At 70.7% G+C, this 19,171-nt stretch carries 16 protein-coding genes; 7 read left to right on the forward strand and 9 right to left on the reverse strand.

What is annotated here, in order from left to right:
- The first annotated feature begins 67 nt into the window (after positions 1 to 67).
- The 5 genes from AB0389_RS02445 to hemB all read left to right on the forward strand — a co-directional run bounded on the left by AB0389_RS02445 (position 68) and on the right by hemB (position 6,061).
- Positions 68 to 874 carry a redox-sensing transcriptional repressor Rex gene (locus tag AB0389_RS02445; protein ID WP_366393455.1) on the forward strand — a complete coding sequence of 269 codons (807 nt, stop codon included), beginning with the start codon at positions 68 to 70 and terminating at the stop codon, positions 872 to 874.
- Positions 871 to 2,262: a glutamyl-tRNA reductase gene (locus AB0389_RS02450; protein WP_366393456.1), complete on the forward strand. Its 1,392-nt coding sequence runs from the start codon at positions 871 to 873 to the stop codon at positions 2,260 to 2,262. Before AB0389_RS02445 ends, AB0389_RS02450 begins: the two co-directional genes overlap by 4 nt.
- Positions 2,259 to 3,272 (forward strand): hydroxymethylbilane synthase, encoded by a 1,014-nt coding sequence (hemC, locus tag AB0389_RS02455; protein ID WP_366393457.1) that lies wholly within the window; start codon positions 2,259 to 2,261, stop codon positions 3,270 to 3,272. The genes AB0389_RS02450 and hemC overlap by 4 nt, the downstream gene beginning before the upstream one ends.
- On the forward strand, positions 3,269 to 4,930 hold the full coding sequence (locus AB0389_RS02460) for a bifunctional uroporphyrinogen-III C-methyltransferase/uroporphyrinogen-III synthase (protein WP_366393458.1): 1,662 nt from the start codon (positions 3,269 to 3,271) through the stop codon (positions 4,928 to 4,930). Before hemC ends, AB0389_RS02460 begins: the two co-directional genes overlap by 4 nt.
- 138 nt (positions 4,931 to 5,068) lie before the next feature.
- The gene (hemB, locus tag AB0389_RS02465) at positions 5,069 to 6,061 is read left to right on the forward strand and encodes a porphobilinogen synthase (RefSeq protein WP_366393459.1); all 993 of its coding nucleotides are present in this window, start codon (positions 5,069 to 5,071) and stop codon (positions 6,059 to 6,061) included.
- Positions 6,062 to 6,161: 100 nt separating this feature from the next.
- On the opposite strand, the gene AB0389_RS02470 is transcribed toward hemB, so the two are convergent.
- From AB0389_RS02470 to AB0389_RS02480, 3 genes are all read right to left on the reverse strand, one after another.
- A complete protein-coding gene (locus tag AB0389_RS02470) occupies positions 6,162 to 6,794 on the reverse strand; it encodes a DUF4232 domain-containing protein (protein ID WP_366393460.1) in 633 nt (210 codons plus the stop codon).
- A gap of 169 nt (positions 6,795 to 6,963) precedes the next feature.
- Positions 6,964 to 7,206, reverse strand: coding sequence for a DUF397 domain-containing protein (locus AB0389_RS02475; protein WP_366393461.1), 243 nt, complete (start codon positions 7,204 to 7,206; stop codon positions 6,964 to 6,966).
- Positions 7,203 to 8,027, reverse strand: a complete 825-nt coding sequence (locus AB0389_RS02480; RefSeq protein WP_366393462.1) for a helix-turn-helix transcriptional regulator — start codon at positions 8,025 to 8,027, stop codon at positions 7,203 to 7,205. Before AB0389_RS02480 ends, AB0389_RS02475 begins: the two co-directional genes overlap by 4 nt.
- A gap of 124 nt (positions 8,028 to 8,151) precedes the next feature.
- Between AB0389_RS02480 and AB0389_RS02485 the strand changes: the two genes are divergently transcribed.
- Complete coding sequence (locus tag AB0389_RS02485; RefSeq protein ID WP_366393752.1) at positions 8,152 to 8,616, forward strand: ATP-binding protein; 465 nt, start codon at positions 8,152 to 8,154, stop codon at positions 8,614 to 8,616.
- A gap of 854 nt (positions 8,617 to 9,470) precedes the next feature.
- Here the strand turns inward: AB0389_RS02485 and AB0389_RS02490 are convergent.
- Both AB0389_RS02490 and argS read right to left on the reverse strand, forming a co-directional pair.
- Positions 9,471 to 10,343, reverse strand: coding sequence for an alpha/beta hydrolase (locus AB0389_RS02490; protein WP_366393463.1), 873 nt, complete (start codon positions 10,341 to 10,343; stop codon positions 9,471 to 9,473).
- Positions 10,344 to 10,726: 383 nt separating this feature from the next.
- Positions 10,727 to 12,535 (reverse strand): arginine--tRNA ligase, encoded by a 1,809-nt coding sequence (gene argS, locus AB0389_RS02495; RefSeq protein ID WP_366393464.1) that lies wholly within the window; start codon positions 12,533 to 12,535, stop codon positions 10,727 to 10,729.
- A gap of 142 nt (positions 12,536 to 12,677) precedes the next feature.
- Between argS and lysS the strand changes: the two genes are divergently transcribed.
- Positions 12,678 to 14,456 (forward strand): lysine--tRNA ligase, encoded by a 1,779-nt coding sequence (gene lysS / locus AB0389_RS02500; RefSeq protein ID WP_366393465.1) that lies wholly within the window; start codon positions 12,678 to 12,680, stop codon positions 14,454 to 14,456.
- Positions 14,457 to 14,591: 135 nt separating this feature from the next.
- Here lysS and AB0389_RS02505 read toward each other — a convergent pair whose 3' ends face one another.
- The 4 genes from AB0389_RS02505 to AB0389_RS02520 all read right to left on the reverse strand — a co-directional run bounded on the left by AB0389_RS02505 (position 14,592) and on the right by AB0389_RS02520 (position 19,141).
- A complete protein-coding gene (locus AB0389_RS02505) occupies positions 14,592 to 15,371 on the reverse strand; it encodes a DUF5707 domain-containing protein (protein ID WP_366393466.1) in 780 nt (259 codons plus the stop codon).
- Positions 15,372 to 15,509: 138 nt separating this feature from the next.
- On the reverse strand, positions 15,510 to 17,138 hold the full coding sequence (locus AB0389_RS02510; protein ID WP_366393467.1) for a DUF2637 domain-containing protein: 1,629 nt from the start codon (positions 17,136 to 17,138) through the stop codon (positions 15,510 to 15,512).
- A 183-nt stretch (positions 17,139 to 17,321) separates the two neighbouring features.
- The gene (locus AB0389_RS02515; RefSeq protein ID WP_366393468.1) at positions 17,322 to 18,119 is read right to left on the reverse strand and encodes a DUF3558 domain-containing protein; all 798 of its coding nucleotides are present in this window, start codon (positions 18,117 to 18,119) and stop codon (positions 17,322 to 17,324) included.
- Positions 18,120 to 18,250: 131 nt separating this feature from the next.
- Positions 18,251 to 19,141: a DUF3558 domain-containing protein gene (locus AB0389_RS02520; RefSeq protein WP_366393469.1), complete on the reverse strand. Its 891-nt coding sequence runs from the start codon at positions 19,139 to 19,141 to the stop codon at positions 18,251 to 18,253.
- Positions 19,142 to 19,171 lie beyond the last annotated feature (30 nt).

Raw genomic sequence — 19,171 nt, forward strand, 5'->3', positions numbered from 1 at the left:
CTGCAGGGGACGGGGCGGTCCTGGGACATACGGCCGCCTACAGCCCCGCTCATCCCGCAGGAGCACCGTGGCAACTGGCCGAACTCACCGACCGGCGACCCGTAGCCGAGGAATCCCCGAGGCCACCGTCGCCCGGCTTCCGCTGTACCTGCGGGCGCTGACCGCTCTCTCCGAGCGCTCCGTGCCCACGGTCTCCTCCGAGGAACTCGCGACCGCGGCCGGGGTCAACTCCGCGAAGCTGCGCAAGGACTTCTCGTACCTCGGCTCCTACGGGACCCGGGGTGTCGGCTACGACGTCGAGTACCTCGTCTACCAGATCTCCCGCGAGCTGGGGCTGACCCAGGACTGGCCGGTCGTGATCGTCGGTATCGGTAACCTCGGTGCCGCGCTTGCCAACTACGGCGGGTTCGCGTCCCGCGGCTTCCGGGTCGCCGCGCTGATAGACGCCGATCCCGCGATGGCGGGCAAGCCGGTCGCGGGTATCGCCGTCCAGCACACGGACGAGCTGGAGAAGATCATCACCGACAACGGTGTCTCGATCGGGGTCATCGCGACCCCCGCGGGCGCCGCCCAGCAGGTCTGCGAACGGCTGGTCGCCGCCGGGGTCACCTCGATCCTCAACTTCGCGCCGACCGTGCTGTCCGTGCCCGACGGCGTGGACGTACGCAAGGTCGACCTCTCCATCGAGCTCCAGATCCTCGCCTTCCACGAGCAGCGCAAGGCCGGCGAAGGGGCGGCGGCCGAGGCCGCGTCCGCCCCGGCACCCGCCGCCGTCACCCTCCCCGTCCTGGATCCCGATCCGGGCGCGGGCACGGGCGCCGCCGCGAGCCGGAAAGGACCCGACGGGGACGTCCCCGCGGTGATGCCGGCATGAGCATCCTGGTCGTCGGACTGAGCCATCGCAGCGCGCCGGTGAGCCTGCTGGAGCGCGCGTCGCTGCCCACCGACTCACAGATCAAGCTGGTGCAGGACACCCTCGCCGCGGAGCCCGCGACCGAGGCCGCCGTCCTCGCCACCTGCAACCGCATCGAGCTGTACGCCGACGTCGACAAGTTCCACGCCGGTGTCGCCGAGCTGTCCACGCTCCTCGCCCGGCACAGCGGCGTCGGGCTCGACGAGCTGACCCCTTATCTCTATGTGCACTACGAGGACCGCGCCGTCCACCACCTCTTCTCGGTGGCCTGCGGCCTGGACTCGATGGTCGTCGGCGAGGGCCAGGTCCTCGGCCAGATCAAGGACGCGCTCGCGCTCGGGCAGGAACTGCACAGCGCGGGCCGGCTCCTCAACGACCTCTTCCAGCAGGCGCTGCGCGTCGGCAAACGGGCCCACAGTGAGACCGGCATCGACCGGGCCGGGCAGTCCCTGGTCACCTTCGGCCTGGAGCAGCTCGCCGCCGGCACCGCCGTCGAGGCCTGGGCCAAGGACCGGCGCGCGCTGGTGATCGGCGCCGGCTCGATGTCCTCGCTGGCCGCAGCGACGCTCGCACGCGTCGGCGTACGGGAGATCGTCGTCGCCAACCGCACCCCCGCGCGCGCCGACCGGCTCGTGGAGATCCTCAACCAGCAGCACGGCCCCCTCCGTCACCGGACGGCCGCCGCGGACGCCGCCCCCGGCGTGAGCGCGCGCGCCGTGGACATGAGCGCCCTCGACGCCGAACTGGCCCGCGCGGACGTCGTCGTGTCCTGCACCGGCTCGACCGGCCTGGTGCTGACCGCCGACGCAGTCGAGACCGCCCTGCACGGGCGCCGGACCCCGCTCGCCCTGCTCGACCTGGCGATGCCCCGGGACATCGACGCCGCCGTACACCGCCTGGGCGGCGTCCGGTTCGTGGACATAGAGACGCTGGCCGAGGCGTCCGCCGACGCGCCGATGGCCACCGACGTCGACCAGGTCAGAACCATCGTCTCCGACGAGGTGGCCGCCTTCGGCGCCGCTCAGCGCGCCGCGCACATCACACCGACCGTGGTCGCCCTGCGCGCCATGGCCGCCGACGTGGTGAGCAGCGAGGTCGCGCGCCTCGAAGGCAGGCTCCCCGATCTTGACGAGAAACAGCGGGCCGAGGTCACCAGGACCGTCCGCCGCGTTGTCGACAAACTCCTGCACGCGCCCACCGTGCGGGTCAAGCAGCTCGCCAGCGAACCCGGCGGCGCCGGGTACGCGGACGCGCTGCGCGAACTCTTCGACCTCGACCCGCAGACGGTCGCCGCCGTCAGCCGGGCCGACCTGAATGACACCGACGGTGTAGGCAGAGGGCGAGTATGACCGAGAAGGCACTGAGGTCCGAGCGGGCTTCGAGGCCCGAGAGGGTCCTGGGGTCCGAGCGGCCCCTGAGGCTCGGCACCAGACGCAGCAAGCTCGCCATGGCCCAGTCCGGGCAGGTGGCACAGGCGGTGAGTGAACTGACCGGCCGCCCGGTCGAGCTGGTCGAGATCACCACGTACGGCGACACCTCCCGCGAGCATCTCGCGCAGATCGGCGGCACGGGCGTCTTTGTCACCGCGCTGCGCGACGCACTGCTCGCCGGCGAGGTCGACTTCGCCGTGCACTCCCTGAAGGACCTGCCGACCACGCAGCCCGACAACCTGACGCTGGCCGCCGTGCCGCGCCGGGAGGACCCGCGGGACGCGCTGGTCGCCCGCGACGGGCTGACCTTCGAGCAGCTGCCCGACGGTGCCCGCGTCGGAACGGGGTCGCCGCGCCGGATGGCCCAGCTCAACGCGTACGCGCGCGGCCACGGCCGCGCCATACAGACCGTACCGATCCGCGGGAACATCGACACGCGTATCGGCTACGTCCGGAGCGGGGAGCTCGACGCCGTCGTGCTCGCCGCCGCCGGGCTCCACCGCATCGGCAGAACGGACGAGGTGACCGAGTTCCTGTCGGTCGACGCCGTGCTGCCCGCCCCCGGCCAGGGGGCGCTGGCTGTCGAGTGCGCCGCGGTCAACGTGGACCTCGCCGCTGTGCTCGCGGAACTCGACGACCCGTACACCCGGGTCGCCGTGACCGCCGAGCGTTCCCTGCTCGCCGCCCTGGAGGCCGGTTGCAGCGCACCTGTGGGTGCACTGGCCGACCTGCTGGCCGACGGACAGGTTGTCAACGAAATGCGCCTGCGCGGCGTCGTCGGCACGACCGACGGCTCGACGCTGGTGCAGCTGTCCACCACCGGTCCCGTACCCACGTCGCACAGCGACGCGTCCGCGCTCGGGCGCGAACTCGCGTCCGAGATGCTCGCCAAGGGTGCGGCCGGTCTTATGGGGGAGCGAGCACTTTGAGCCCCACCACCTCTGACCTTCCGGCCTGCTCCGCATCGGGGCACGTCACCTTCCTAGGTGCCGGACCCGGAGATCCGGGTCTGCTGACACTCCGCGCCGTCGAGGCGCTCGCGGGTGCTGACGTACTGATCGCCGAGCCTGATGTGCTCGAGGTCGTACGGAGCCATGCGAGGGCGGGTGTGAGCACCCCCGCGCTGACGGTTGTGGACGATGTGTCAGCAGCCGCCGGGATCCCCGCGATCCGGGATGCGGCCAATATTGTCATGGAGGCCGCGCGGGGCGGCAGGCGGGTGGTCCGTGCGGTCACGGGCGACCCGGGGCTGGACGGTGACGCGGGCACCGAGATGCTGGCCTGCGCCGTCGCCGGCATCCCCTTCGAGGTCGTTCCGGGCGTCGCCGCCGCGGTCGGTGTGCCGGCGTACGCCGGAGTGCCGCTGCGCGACGCCCAGGGCGCGGACGTACGGTTCGTCGACGCCAGGACGGCCAATGACCGCTGCTGGGCCGAGATCGGCGCCAGCGACGGCACGGTCGTGGTCACCGCCACGCTGGAGACGGTCGCCGGCGCCGCCGGTGAGCTGGTCGCGGCCGGCCGTAAACCGGACACCCCGCTGACCGTCACCGTCGCGGGCACCACCACCCGCCAGCGCACCTGGAACGCCACGCTCGGCACCATCGCCCAGATCCTCAAGCAGGCGAAGGTGCTGCCCTCCCCGGAGGGACACCGGCCCGTCATAGCCGTGGTCGGCGAGCGCAGCGCGGCAGCCCAGCGCGACCAGCTCGCGTGGTTCGAGTCCAAGCCGCTCTTCGGCTGGAAGGTTCTCGTCCCGCGCACCAAGGAGCAGGCCGCGTCGCTCTCCGACCAGCTCAGGTCGTACGGCGCGGTACCGCACGAGGTGCCGACCATCGCGGTCGAGCCGCCGCGTACGCCCCAGCAGATGGAGCGGGCCGTCAAGGGCCTGGTCACGGGGCGGTACGAGTGGATCGCCTTCACCTCGGTCAACGCCGTCAAGGCGGTGCGGGAGAAGTTCGAGGAGTACGGGCTCGACGCCCGCGCCTTCGCCGGGATCAAGGTCGCCGCGGTCGGCGAGCAGACGGCCGCCTCGCTGATCGACTTCGGCGTGAAGCCCGACCTCGTCCCCTCCGGGGAGCAGTCCGCGGCCGGGCTCCTGGAGGACTGGCCGCCGTACGACCCGGTCTTCGACCCGATCGACCGGGTGTTCCTGCCGCGCGCCGACATCGCCACCGAGACGCTGGTGGCGGGCCTGATCGAGCTGGGCTGGGAGGTCGACGACGTCACCGCGTACCGCACGGTGCGCGCCTCGCCGCCGCCTGCCGAGACCCGCGAGGCGATCAAGGGCGGCGGCTTCGACGCCGTGCTCTTCACCTCGTCCTCGACCGTACGGAACCTGGTCGGGATCGCGGGCAAGCCGCACAACGTGACGGTCATCGCCTGCATCGGCCCGGCGACGGCCAAGACCGCCGAGGAGCACGGCCTGCGCGTCGACGTCCTCGCGCCCGAGCCGTCCGTGCACAAGCTGGCGGAGGCGCTGGCCGCGTTCGGCGCGCAGCGCCGGGAGGCGGCGAAGGAGGCCGGTGAAACGGTCACTCGCCCGAGCGAGCGCCGCCCGGGCAGTCGCAGAAGGCGTACGACGACCTGAGCGCCCGGGGTCGGTTACGTGAGCTGATGGAGGGGTTCCGCCGCTGGGGAAGCGGTGGGGCCCCTCTGGCGTTTCCGGTGCGCGTTTCCGGTCTCGCTGTCGGCAAGCGCATGGTATGACCGGGTCTATCGTCGAAGGATGACTGCGTACGGTTCCTTTCCCGGCTCCCGTCCCCGGCGGCTGCGGGCCAACCCGGTGCTGCGGCGGATGGTGGCCGAGACCCGGGTCCACCCGGCCGATCTGATCCTGCCCGCGTTCGTACGGGAGGGGATCGGCGCGCCCGTGCCGGTCTCCGCGATGCCCGGTGTCGTCCAGCACACGCTGGACTCGCTGCGGAAGGCGGCGGCTGAGGCGGTCGAGGCCGGGGTCTCCGGGATCATGCTCTTCGGCGTCCCCGAGGACGACAAGAAGGACGCGACGGGTACGGCGGGCACCGACCCGGACGGCATCCTCCAGGCCGGGATCCGCGCGGTGCGGGCGGAGGCCGGCGACGAGCTGCTGATCATGTCCGACCTGTGCCTCGACGAGTTCACCGACCACGGCCACTGTGGGGTGCTGGACGCCCGGGGCCGGGTCGACAACGACGCCACGCTGGAGCGGTACGCCGAGATGGCGCAGGTCCAGGCCGACGCGGGCGTCGACGTGGTGGGCCCCAGCGGAATGATGGACGGCCAGATCGGCGTGGTCCGCGACGCGCTCGACACGATCGGCCGCGACGACGTGGCGATCCTCGCGTACACCGCCAAGTTCTCGTCGGCGTTCTACGGACCGTTCCGGGAGGCCGTCGGCTCGTCGCTGACGGGCGACCGCAAGACCTACCAGCAGGACCCGGCCGGCAGCGTCCAGGAGTCCCTGCGGGAGCTGGCGCTCGACCTCGGAGAGGGCGCCGACATGGTCATGGTCAAGCCGGCCCTGCCGTACCTCGACATCGTGTCGCGCATCGCGGCCGAGACGAGCGTGCCGGTCGCCGCGTACCAGATCTCCGGTGAGTACGCGATGGTCGAGGCCGCGGCGGAGAAGGGCTGGATCGACCGCGACGCGGCGATCCTGGAGACCCTGACGAGCATCAAGCGCGCGGGCGCGAGCATGATCCTGACGTACTGGGCGACGGAGGCCGCGCGCCGGCTCTGAGCCGGGACAGCTGTGCGGCGGGTGTCCGGCTGTCGTATGAGGCGGTTGCACTCTCATGCGACAGCCGGACACCCGCCGTGGGGGGTACACAGGGGGCGCGTCAGTTGGCCATGACGGCGGCGTCGGAGGCGGTGGTGTACCACTGCGTGACGACGGGGTCGGAGAAGTCGGCCGACTTGGGCAGGTCGACGGAGACGGGGGTGGCGTCCTCGTCGCTGACGGCGAACTTCACCTGCTTGAACTCCGGTGCCCCCTCGGCCCTTTCGGAGTTGGTCACGAGGGTGGCGAATGCCTCGCTGGAGCCGGAGAGAGTGATGGAGCCGGGGCCGGGCTTCGCCATCAGATCGGTCGGGTAGGCGCTGCTCTTCTCGCCGGAGCCGTAGGAGACGACCGCGACGGTGTCACTCAGCTGGCAGGTGATGCCCGACTTCGCCTTGGCGGTGATGAGGTAGTGGCCGCCGTCGGCATCGGTGATCTTCAGGTCCAGGTCGTTGGCGCCGCAGGACTGTCCGACGCCCTTGTCCGTGCCCTTGTCCGCGGCGTTGTCGCCGTTGGCGCCGCCCTTGTCGGCCGAGCCGCCGCCAGAGCCGCCCGTGGACGAGGCCGCGGCGCCGCCGGAGCCGCCCGCGGCGAGGTCCTCGTCGTCACACGCGGTGAGACCGGCGCCGAGTGCCACGGTGGTGGCGACGGCGAGGATGACGCGGGTGGAACGGGTGGCGAGACGCGAACGCATGGGAGATCTCCATCGACTTGTTGGCTGCGGTGTGAGCTGCGGTGTGAGCTGCTGACAACGTCAACTTTATGGTCGATGTGTTCTTGAAATGATCTCGTGAATGTCTTGGTTCTGTCTCGCCAACAGGGCTCTGTGTAACGGTAGTTGGCCTCGCGTGTCGGACTTGCGTTCAGTGTGTGGTGATGTGTCCGGTGAAGGCGGCCCAGGTGGTGGGGGCGAGGGTCAGTATCGGGCCGCCGGGGACCTTGGAGTCCCGGATGTGTACGGCGGCGGGGTGGGCGGCCATCTCCAGGCACTCGCCGCCGTCGCTGCCGCTGTGGCTGGACTTGCGCCAGGCGTAGGCGACTTCGAGGCAGGCGCCGCCCTGTTCCGTGCTGTAAGTGGATTTGAACCATTCCAGTGCGGTGCTCATGCTTCTCCTAGCAGGCGGTCCAACAGGCCCTTGGTTTCCTCGGGGTTGAGGGCTTGAGTTCGCAGCATCGCATATTTCCGGCTGACGATACTCACGTCGTCCGGGGTGGAAATGAGAAGGCTGCCGCGTTGAGTCTCGGCGTAGGCGAGGTGCTGGTGGTCGGGGGTTTCCAGAAGGATGAAAGGCCCGGAGAGCCCGGCGTGCGACTGTCGGCCGAGGGGCATGACCTGGAGACTTACACCGGGGAGGTCGGCGCAGGTGCGGACGTGGCGCAGAGTTTCCCGGTATACCTCATTGCCGCCAAGGCGGTCGATCAGAACGGCCTCGGAGATGATGAAGCTCGCCATCAGGGGAACCTTGCGGTGCAAGATCTTCTGGCGGTCCAGGCGGGCTGTGGCCTTTACATCAATTTCATCTTTGTCGAGTGTGGGGACCTCGGTTCGGAAGACCGCGCGCGCGTAGTTCTTCGTCTGGAGCAGCCCCGGCAGCACCTGGTTCTCGAACCAGGACAGCGCGATCGCCTCGCTCTCCAGGTCCATGTACTGCTCCGCCCACGCCGGGATCAGATCGATCTCCGGCATGTTCTCCACCGCCGTCTCCAGCGCCCGCTTCGTCTCCAGCAGCCTGTCCATCGCTTCCGCCATGTCCGGCTTGAGCGGCCTTCTGCCCTGCTCGATGGAGGCGATCGTCTCCTCGTGCGCGTTCAACCGCTCGGCCAGCTCTCGCTGCGTGAGCCCCGCTGCCTCGCGGAACCGGGCCACCAGTTTGCCTACGAGCTTCATCGCCGACGCGTTCTTGCGCGGCCGTTTTCTGGGGTGCATGACTCTCCAACTCCCCTTCCTCACCCGTACGTCACGCGCAGCCGCCCGTACAGTTTCGATGTACGGGTCCACGCACTGCACCACTCTAATCACTCACAGTGACACTCGTCTCGTGAACGAGACGATGCAACACCATCTGCTGCGTGAGCGTTTCTATCGGCGTGAGCGTCAGTCCGTGCCCGCCGCCAGGGAGTTTGTCCGTGCCGCTGCGGAGGAGTGGGGCCTTGGCGCGCGGCTGGACGATGTGCTGCTCTGTGTCAGCGAGTTGACCACCAACGCGCTCGTCCATGGCGTACCGCCGGGGCGCGGGTTTCTGCTGCGGCTGTGGTGGTGCGCGGACGGGCCGCTGCGAATCGAGGTCCATGACAGCGGCGGCGGGCAGCCCCGGGTGAGCGCGCCGGGCGGCGCGGTGGCCGGCGAGGAGGCAGCCGAGGCGGCGGAGTCGGGGCGTGGGCTGCTGCTTGTGGAGGCGCTCGCCGACATCTGGGGTGTCGGCGAGCGCGATCCCGGGAAGATCGTGTGGTGCGAGTTCGACGTCAGAGCGGACGGTCAGGTGTGTCGAGCCAGAGGTGTTGTCCGGCAGGCGTGACCATGGGCCCGGAGCGAGCGTGGGGTGTGGGGCCGCCCCTCCTCTTGTCAGTGTCGCGCCTCCAGGGGAGGTGTAAAGGGCGCTCCTGACGTCGCGTCGGCTGCGCCGACTCCGCTGCGCTCCGCCCTTGACACCTCCCCTTCCGGCGCGTGTGCGGATGAGGGAGGGGCGGCCGGGGGGAGGGGGCCCAGGGGGGGTGCGCTGTGCTGCCGGTCGGCTCAGGGTCCGGCGGGCCGGTAGGCCCTGCGGGGCTGCGCAGCAGTGGAATGGGGCGGTCCGACACCGGCTCGGCGGCCGGCGGTCCGTTGTTGGTTGCGACTCATGCCCCGCTGGGCACCGTTGCGCTGTGGTGCCCGGAAGGCGGACGGGTTCTGCTGCCCGGCCGGGCCCTCGGGCCACCCGACCCCACCCGCCTGTCCTGTATGGACCGTTTTGACGGGCTGTTGGGGGTCTTCTCGGGCGGCACATGTGTCCTCAGGTGCGTTAGGGGCACTCCACGACACATGGACGGCCTTCAGGGGTCCACTTGTCGCCACACACATCCCAGTAACCCCACTACCCACACTCGGTGACCAGCGGGGCATGAGTCTGAGTAAACGGGCGGCCGTCAGCCGCCGAGACGAGCCGGGCAGCCCCATTCAAGGAGTGCGCAGCCCCGCAGGGTTCACCGGCCCGCCGGCCCCTGAGCCGAGTGGTACTCCCGGGCACCCCCTGGGCAACCCCCTCCCACCCGGCCGCCCCTCCCAACAAGCCGCGCTTGCGGCTCCGGGGCAGGTGTCAAGGGTGGGCGGCAGCCCATCGCGCAGCGACGCGACGCAGGAGCGCCCTTTACTCCTGTTCCGGAGACGCGAAACTCACAGCAGGAGGGGCGGCCCCACGTGCACACTCGCCCCGGCTCGCCCCGACCGACCCCCGGCGCCGAGCTGCGGCTCGGCCAGGGCCGCGGCGATGACCGCCGCCGGGTTGTCGCGGTGGACGGAGTGGCCCGCGCCCTCCACCACCGACCAGGCGAAGTCCTTCTTGGCGCTCGCCACCCGGCGGCCCTCCTCGGCGGTGAAGGCCGGGTAGCGGGCGGGGTCGGCGGCGAGGACGGTGGCGGGGTGGGGGTAGGCGGTCAGGGCCTGCTCGTACGACCAGGGGATGTTCTGCCGCAGGATGCTGTCGACGACGTGCGGGCTGGTCAGCGCGGCAGCCGCGGCCTTCAGCGTGGCGTCTTCCGGGTGCCAGGCCGGGTTGGCCGCGCGCAGGGCCTCCGGGGTGGCGTCCAGTTCGGCGATCATGGCCTGGAGCATGGCCTCGTTCAGCTCGCCGGCGATGGTGAGCGCCGGGTCCACCAGCAGCAGCCGGTCCGCCCAGCCGGGCTCGGCGCTCGCCGCGGCGGTGGCGACCGCGCCGCCCAGGGAGTGGCCGACGACCAGGTCCCAGGCGCCGCCGTCGTACGGAGTGATCGGCGTGACGTCGGCGACGAAGCTCGCGATGTCGTAGCGCCGGGTCCGGGGCGCGTGGCCGTGGCCGCGGAGGTCGGGGGCGGTCACCGACCAGCCCGCCTCGGCCAGTTCGTCCGCCACGCGCCACCAGCACGCGCCCGATGACGTCAGCCCGTGGAGCAGCAGGGCGCGGCGCGACGCGTCGGGCCGGCCCCAGTGCAGGACGGGAAGCCGGACCGGGACGGCGGCGGGGAGGGAGGTGGTGGGGAGGGAGGCGGCGGGCGTGGCCGAAGTGTTCATCGGGTCATGGAAGCATGCGGCGGGAACCGGCTCCGTATCCCCGCCGCCGCCGAGAAACGCTCGGGCCGGTGATTACGACGTGGTGAAGCCCTTGTACGGGGGGATGGCGGCGCCGGCGTTGGCGTACCAGTTGACGACGGTGGGGTTCTCGACGTGGATCGGCCCGGGAGCTTGACCGCGACGGCGAGTCGGAGCTGCCCGTGGCCGAGGCCGAGGCCGACGGGGTGGCCGCAGCGACGTCGTCGCCGTCACAGGCGGTGAGGCCGCCGGCGAGGGCCGCGGTGGCCGTGATGGCCTGTCGGCCAGGGCAACGGAGAAGCCCCCGGTGCGACAACCGCGACAACCGCACCGGGGGCTCTCTGCTACGTAGTGTTACGAGGCTGTCACAGCCGCGCGGGCGTCTGGATCCCCAGCAGCGCCAGGCCCTGCCGGAGCGTGCGTGCGGTCAGGTCGCAGAGGAAGAGACGGTTCTCCACGACCTCCGGCGCGTTCTCGTCGCTGAGCACATGGCACTGGTCGTAGAACGTCGTGTAGAGCGACGCCAGCTGGTAGAGGTACGCGGTCAGCTTGTGCGGTTCGTACGCCGCCGCGACCTCGGCCAGCACCTCGCCGAGCTGGTCGAGGTGGAGCCCGAGCGCACGCTCGGCCGGGGCCAGGGGCAGCTCCGGGTGGGCGAGCGGGGTCGCGCTGCCCGCCGTCTCGCCCGCCCTGCGCAGGATCGACTGGATACGGGCGTACGCGTACTGGATGTAGACGGACGTGTCGCCGTTCAGCGACACCATCTGGTCCAGGTCGAACTTGTAGTCCCGGGCGGCGGACGTCGACAGGTCGGCGTACTTCACCGCGCCGATGCCCACCTGGCCGCCGCGTTCGGCGATCTCGTCCTCACCGAGGCCGATCTTCTCGGACTTCTCACGGACGACCGCCGTCGCCCGCTCGACCGCCTCGTCGAGCAGGTCCACCAGCCGTACGGTCTCGCCCTCGCGCGTCTTGAACGGCTTGCCGTCCTTGCCCAGGACCGTACCGAACGCGAGCTGGACGGCGTTGACCTCGTCGCTCAGCCAGCCGGCCCGGCGGGCGGTCTCGAAGACCATCTTGAAGTGCAGCGACTGGCGGGCGTCGACCACGTACAGCAGGGTCGACGCGCCGAGGTTCCCGACCCGGTCGCGGATCGCGGAGAGGTCGGTGGCCGCGTAGCCGTAGCCGCCGTTCGTCTTCTTGACGATCAGCGGTACGGGGTTGCCGTCCGGGCCCTTGACGTCGTCGAAGAAGACACAGAGCGCGCCCTCGGAGCGGACGGCGACGCCCGACTCCTCCAGCAGCCGGCAGGTCTCCTCCAGCATGTCGTTGTAACCGGACTCGCCCACGACGTCGGGGTCCTGGATCTCCATGTCGAGCTTGTCGAAGACCGAGTAGAAGTAGATCTTCGACTCGTCGACGAACCGCTGCCAGAGCGCGAGGGTCTCCGGATCGCCCGCCTGGAGGGCCACCACCCGGTCCCGGGAGCGCGTCTTGAACTCCTCGTCGGAGTCGAAGAGCGCCCGCGACGCCTTGTAGAGGCGGTTGAGGGAGGTCATCGCCTCCTCGCCGGAAACGGTGCCCTCGGCGCCTTCGGCGCCTTCGGTGCCCTCGTGGTCCAGCTCGTGCGGGTGCTCGATCAGGTACTGGACGAGCATGCCGAACTGGGTGCCCCAGTCGCCGATGTGGTGGCGCCTGATCACCTTCTCGCCGGTGAACTCCAGGATCTCCGCCATCGCCGCGCCGATCACGGCGGACCGCAGATGGCCGACGTGCATCTCCTTGGCCACGTTCGGCTGCGCGTAGTCGATCACCGTCGTGCCCGGGTGGTCCGCGTACGCGACGCCGAGCCGGCCGGTCGCGTCGGCCGCGCGGGCCGCCAGGGTCTCGGTGATCGCCCGGTCGGTGAGCGTGATGTTGAGGAAGCCGGGTCCGGAGACCTCGATCTCCTTGATCAGCTCGGGGGCGGTGATCGCCGAGACCACCCGGGTCGCCAGCTCACGCGGATTGCCCTTGAGCCGCTTCGCGAGCGCCAGCATGCCGTTGGCCTGGAAATCGGCCCGGTCGCTTCGGCGCAGCAGCGGGTCCGCGGCGCCGGCCTCCGGCAGGGCAGCCGAGAGGGCGTCCGCGATGCGCTGATCGACGGTCGAAGCGAGGGAGATGACCGGGGCCATGGGCGTGAGCCGTTCCTGTCGGGGGTCGAGGTGAGATCTGTCAAGTATCCCATGCGTGCTCAATCCGTTTTCGCATCGTCGTGGGTACCTGGGAGAATGACTGGCGCCGGTTTGTTTGGGCGTACGAGAAAGAAAGAAGGACGTGCCGATCGTGGCTCCGAGCACCGAGGCCGACTGGGTCTCCCGTTTCGCGGACGATGTCATCGCCGAGTCGGAGCGGCGTGCCCCCGGCAAACCTGTGGTGGTCGCGTCGGGACTCTCCCCCTCCGGCCCCATTCACCTGGGGAATCTCCGCGAGGTCATGACTCCGCACCTGGTCGCGGACGAGATCCGCCGCCGCGGGTACGAGGTCCGGCACCTGATCTCCTGGGACGACTACGACCGTTACCGGAAGGTGCCCGCGGGCGTCCCCGGTACGGACGCGTCCTGGGCTGAGCACATCGGCAAGCCGCTCACGTCCGTGCCCGCCCCGGCCGGCTCCGCGTACCCGAACTGGGCCGAGCACTTCAAGGCCGCGATGGCCGAGGCGCTCGACGAGCTGGGTGTCGCGTACGACGGCATCAGCCAGACCGAGCAGTACACGGCGGGCGTCTACCGCGAGCAGATCCTGCACGCGATGAAGCACCGCGCGGACATCGACGGGATCCTCGACCGGTACCGGACGAAGGACAAGGCGAAGACACAGGGCCAGGGCCAGGGCCAGGGACAGGGACAGGGACAGGGACAGGCCAAGAGCCAGAAGAAGCCCGAGGAAGCCGAGCTGGAGGCCGCCGAGGGCTCCGGCGCCGCCGCCGAGGACGACGGCAGCGGCGGCAGCGCCGGCTACTTCCCGTACAAGCCCTACTGCGGCGGCTGCGGCAAGGACCTCACCACCGTCACCGCGTACGACGACGCGACGACGGAGCTGACGTACACCTGCGCCGACTGCGGCTTCTCGGAGACGGTCGCGCTCAGCGAGTTCAACCGCGGCAAGCTGGTCTGGAAGGTCGACTGGCCGATGCGCTGGGCGTACGAGGGCGTGATCTTCGAGCCGTCGGGCGTCGACCACTCCTCGCCCGGCTCCTCGTTCGTCGTCGGCGGCCAGATCGTGCGCGAGATCTTCGACGGCGTACAGCCGATCGGCCCGATGTACGCCTTCGTGGGCATCTCCGGCATGGCGAAGATGTCGTCCAGCAAGGGCGGCGTTCCCATCCCGGCCGACGCGCTGAAGATCATGGAAGCGCCGCTGCTGCGCTGGCTCTACGCGCGCCGCAGGCCCAACCAGTCGTTCAAGATCGCCTTCGACCAGGAGATCCAGCGGCTGTACGACGAGTGGGACGCGCTGGAGCGCAAGGTCGCCGACGGTTCCGTCCTGCCGGCCGACGCCGCCGCGTACTCCCGGGCCGTCGGCACGGCCGCCGGGGAGCTGCCCCGGACGCCGCGCCCGCTGCCGTACCGCACGCTGGCCTCGGTCGCGGACATCACGGCGGGTGCCGAGGAGCAGACCCTGCGCATCCTCAGCGAGCTGGACCCGGCGCACCCGCTGACCTCGCTCGACGAGGCGCGTCCGCGTCTTGACCGCGCGGAGAACTGGATCACCAGCCAGGTGCCGGCCGAGGCGCGCACGATCGTACGGGCCGAGCCTGACCAGGAGCTGCTGGCGACCCTGGACGAGCAGGGGCGGCAGTCGCTGCGGCTGCTGGCGGACGGCCTGGACAGCCACTGGTCGCTGGACGGGCTGACCACGCTCGTCTACGGGGTGCCGAAGGTGCTGGCCGGCCTGGCGCCCGACGCCAAGCCGACGCCCGAGCTGAAGGTCGCGCAGCGGTCGTTCTTCGCGCTGCTCTACCGCCTGCTGGTGGGCCGGGACACCGGGCCGCGGCTGCCCACGCTGCTGCTGGCGGTGGGGGCGGACCGGGTGCGGAAGCTGCTCGGTGCCTGAGGGGTCGCTTGCTCGGGTGCGAATTGCTCGGGTGTGAATTGCTCGCGTGTGTTGCTCGGGTGTGAATGAAACGGAGGGCTCGGCTTCAGTTCTGAGGCCGGGCCCTCCGTGTTCGTGTCTGCTGTCGGGCTCCGGTCAGTTGACCGAGACCAGGACGTCCGCGCTGTTGACGGCCGGGCTGCTCGCCGTACCGGCGAAGCTCCAACGCCAGTAGCCGGTGGCGGTCGTCTTGGTGGTGGTGGTCTTCAGGGCGCCCGTGGTGGCCGTGTTCACCGTCTTGACGGTGGTGTAGGCGGTGGCGCCCTTCTTGCGGAACTGGAGCTTCACCGGCTGCGTGCCGTAGCCCGCGTTCTTGCCGGTCTCCCAGTTGGCGCGGGAGAGCTTGCCGGTGACGGTGAGGGTCTTGCCCTTCTTCACCGGCTTCGGGGTCGCGGCCACGGTCAGCTGCGAGGCCCGCTGGATCTTGGTGGTGGTGATGTTGTCCGCCGAGACGGTGGCGCCGTTCTTGGCGTCCACGTCGGCGGCGAGCTTCCAGGTGGTGGCGTCCGTGTTGAACAGCGCCTTGGGAGCGAGGGTGATCGTCATGGTGCAGGTTGAGGTGGTGGCACTGGCCGCCTTGCAGGTGGCGTGATCCTCGTTGGGACCGAGGACGTCCTGGGTCGTCTCGATGTTCTTGCCCTTCCAGAGGGCGATGAACGCGTCCTTGATGCCCGAGGAGTGGCTGGCGGTGATCGAAACGGTCACCTTCTTGGCCGTCGTGGCACTGACCACGATCGGCTTGCCGCCGTTCACGACACCCTTGCTGACCACGGGGTCGGCGGTGGTGGCGGCGGACGCCACCGGAACGACGAGGCCGGAGAGGGCCAGGGCGCCGGTCACGGCGGCTACGGCGGCGACGGTGGCACGCATGCGCATAGTGCATCCCGGGGGGAGTGGTGATGTCGACGGGTCTCCTGACCCGGCAGTCCAGACCGGTGGCCCCTGGGAACAGTTGTGCCCGAAAAGAATCTCTTTGCTGGAGGTTTACTTCCTGATGCCGTGGGACTCAGGTGGTCAGGCGATGTACTCGCTGTCCATCTCGGCGGTGTAGCGCTCCTTGAAGTTCCTGAGGTACGTGCGCAGGGAATTCTCGCTCAGGGGACCGCCGTTACGGCCGGTGATGCCGTACAGATCCATCAGGTAGAGGCCGAACTGGCGCGCGTTGGGGAAGTCGCCGTTCTCGCTGATGTACTTGCGGAAGGCGCTGAAATACGCCTCTTCGCGGGTCACGCCGTCGGGCAGGTTGGGGACGGGAAGTTCGTCGAGCGGATCCTGGCCCATGACCGGGAAGGAACCCGTGGTGGAGCCGGGGCCGTCGATGGCCGCCGTCCGCTCGGCCGTCTGCCTGTTCTCGGGACCGGCGTACGGCTGCTGCTGGTCCGGGGGCTGCTGGGGCGACGGCTGCGGGCCCTGACCCGGTACGCGGCCGAGCGCGCGGCTGCGGCCGGGGCCGGCGGGGACCCGGACCTGGCCGGTCTCGGACCCGGTCCCGGCCTCGGGGTTGACGCCCTGGGCGGGGTCGTTCGCCGGGCCGTTGGTCGGGTCGCTGGTCGGGCCGTTCGGCGGGTTGTACGCCGGGTTGTACGAGCCCTCGTACGCGGCCTCCTGGACCAGCGGGGCGGCGAACCAGGGGCTGACCTGGGGATCGGGGGCGGCGGCGGGCTGGGGGGCCGGCTGAGCTTGTTGTTGCTGCTGTGTCTGCTGGGGCTGCTGCTGTGTCTGTTGGGCCTGCTGGGCCTGTTGGGCCTGCTGTTGGTCTTGTATCTGCTCTTGAGGCGTGGGCTGGGCAGCTGTGGGCTGCTGCGCCTGCGCCTGCTCCTGCGCTGCGGGCGGGGGGCCGGCGGGTATCTCGTCCTGCGCCTGCGGGAGTTCGGCCACCGGGCGGACGGAATCCGCCACGGCCGCCCGTACCGGCTTCGGCCGTACCGGCTCCGGCGCGGGCGGCAGCAGTACGGGCTCGATGCCCGCAGCGGCCAGCCCCGCGTGCGCCGTATCGGCCAATGGCACACCGTACTTGGCGAGGCGCAGCGGCATCATCGCCTCGATGGGCGCCTTCCGGCGCCAGTTGCGGCCGAAACGTGCCTGGAGGCGTGACTGGTAGATGAGCCGGTCCTGTTCGAGCTTGATGACCTGCTCGTACGACCGCAGCTCCCACAGCTTCATCCTGCGCCACAGCATGAACGTGGGGATGGGTGACAGCAGCCACCGGGTGAGGCGTACGCCCTCCATGTGCTTGTCGGCGGTGATGTCCGCGATCCGGCCGACCGCGTGGCGCGCCGCCTCGACGGAGACGATGAAGAGGAGCGGGATCACCGCGTGCATCCCGACGCCCAGCGGATCCGGCCAGGCCGCCGCGCCGTTGAACGCGATGGTGGCGACCGTCAGGAGCCAGGCCGACTGGCGCAGCAGGGGGAAGGGGATGCGCATCCAGGTGAGGAGCAGGTCGAGCGAGAGCAGGACGCAGATGCCCGCGTCGATGCCGATCGGGAAGACCAGCGAGAACTTCCCGAAGCCCTTCTCCTCGGCGAGTTCACGTACGGCGGCGTAGGAACCCGCGAAGCCGATCGCGGCGATGATCACCGAGCCGAAGACCACGACCCCGATGAGTATCCGGTGTGTGCGTGTCAGCTGCATCGCGGCCACCCGCGATCCCCTCCCGTATGCGACCCGTTCCGCGGGCCGGGTAAGACGCCTGACGTGGAGCCTGGCACATGTGTACGGATAGTACGGCGGGGGTGGTGGGCCCGGTGGGGGGAGGGCCCGGGGCGGCCCGGAGCCCGGCGGCTCGCGCCCGCCCCGTCCGCCCTCGCCCCCGTACCGGCCGTACTACTCGGACTTGGCCGAGGAGTTGTCGGGGCTCGCGCCGACGCCCTCGGAGCTGTCGTCCTTCTTGTCGCTGTCGTTCCCGGCGCTGCCGCCACCGCCCGCGATCGCGGTCACGGCCTCCTTGGCGGCCTTCACCGCGTCGGCCGTCATGTCGGCGACGCCCGGCGACTTCGCGCCCGCGAGGCCCGCGCCGTTGTAGGTGAGGGTGAGGACGACGTTCTCCGTACGGGTCACGATCGTCGCGTACGAGAAGTCCGCGTTGGACTTCTTGATCGTGTACGTGACCGTGGTCGCCTGGTCGCCGACGCCGGTGGCCGGGGCGGACTTGACGTTCTTGGCGCCCTCCGTGGCCTGCGCGCCGGAGACCTCCTTCGTGTAGTACTCGTCGGCGCGCTTGGCGCCGGTGCCGAGCGTCGCGTCGGAGTCGTACCGCATGAGGGAGACGTCGAGCCAGCGGTACTGCGAGCCCTTCACACCCTTGTCGTCCAGACCGTTCCAGGAGCAGCTGCCGCGGGCGGCGGTGTCGCTGGTCGTGCCGGCCGTGCCGCCCTTGGTCTTCACCTTCGGGACGAGCGACTGGATCGTCTTGACGGCGAGCATCTTGCAGGGGTCGGGGAGTCCGCTGAACTTGGCGGGCGCCACGGTCGGGGAGGGGGCGGTGCTCGGGCTCGTGGAGGAGCCGTCGGCGTCGCTCTTGTCACCGGAGTCGGACGAGCAGCCGGCGGCGGCGAGCATCACCGGTACGGCTGCGCAGGCGAGGATGCGGGTGAGTCGGAGTCGCGAGGCTGATCGGCGCATGGTTCCTTCAGTGGTCCTTGGGTCACGGGTACGGTCCGATCGGCCACGGTAACCGCCGGAGCGACTTCGCGGGCCGGTGAGCCGTACACGGGTTCGCGCGGGCGGCGGTCCCGGGCCGGGCGGCCGGGCGGTCAGTCGTTGAGCTGGTCGCGGAGTTTTCTGGCCAGTGACCGCGCCTTGTCCTGGAGTTCCGCGCTGTCGGGGACCTCGGAGGAGCGGGCGGGCTGCTCGGTGTACCGGACGGTCACGATCACGTTCGATGTGCGGAACACCACGCTCACCGTGCGCCGCTGGGCGGCCGATCCGGAGTGGGCGAGGACGTCGTTGAGGAAGGCGGCGTCGCCGAGGCTGTCCAGGGTGCGGGGTTCGAGGCCGGAGGTGGTGGTGGAGGCGGTGGGGGAGGCGGGGGCGGTGCCGCTCTGGGGGGTTTTGCCTGTTTTTGTGCTTGTGCTCGTGCTTGCGGGGGTGCCCGAGGCGGAGGCCGATTCGGAGGACGTGTCCGTGTCCGGGGCCGTATCCGTATCCGAGTCCGGGCTTGCCGTGGCGGACGCGTCGCTCTGCGCGTCGGTGAGGGGCACGCCGGCGGCGAGCTGCTGCTTCTCGTAGACCTCCCGCGCGCGGTCGGCGTCGCTCACGGTCGGGTCGTACGACACGACGCGTTCGAGGTCGATCGCCAGCTGGTGGGAGGCGTCGGGGGAGTCGGCCTTCCAGGCGCATCCGACGCGGCGGTCCGTGTCGTACGTGACGGAGGGCGTGCCCCGGTACGCCTTGGCCTGCTGGGCTTCGGGGAGCGACGCGACGCCGGGCAGCAGCTCCTTCAGCACGGCCCGCGGCACGGTGCCGCACGCTTCGCGGAGGGTGCGGTACTTGCCGGGCTGCGCGGCGGTGACGGTGGTGGGGCCGCCCGGCTTGGAGTCGGAGGTCGACCCGCCGCCCTGACTGCCGCCCGAGCAGCCGGTGACGGCCGCCACGAGGAGCGCCGCCAGGCCGGGGAGGTACGCGTGGCGCGCCTTTGGCTGCACGGTCCCGGGCTCCCTTCTGTACGGGTTCCG

This window comes from Streptomyces sp. NPDC093109, from assembly GCF_040701725.1.
Classification (GTDB): domain Bacteria; phylum Actinomycetota; class Actinomycetes; order Streptomycetales; family Streptomycetaceae; genus Streptomyces.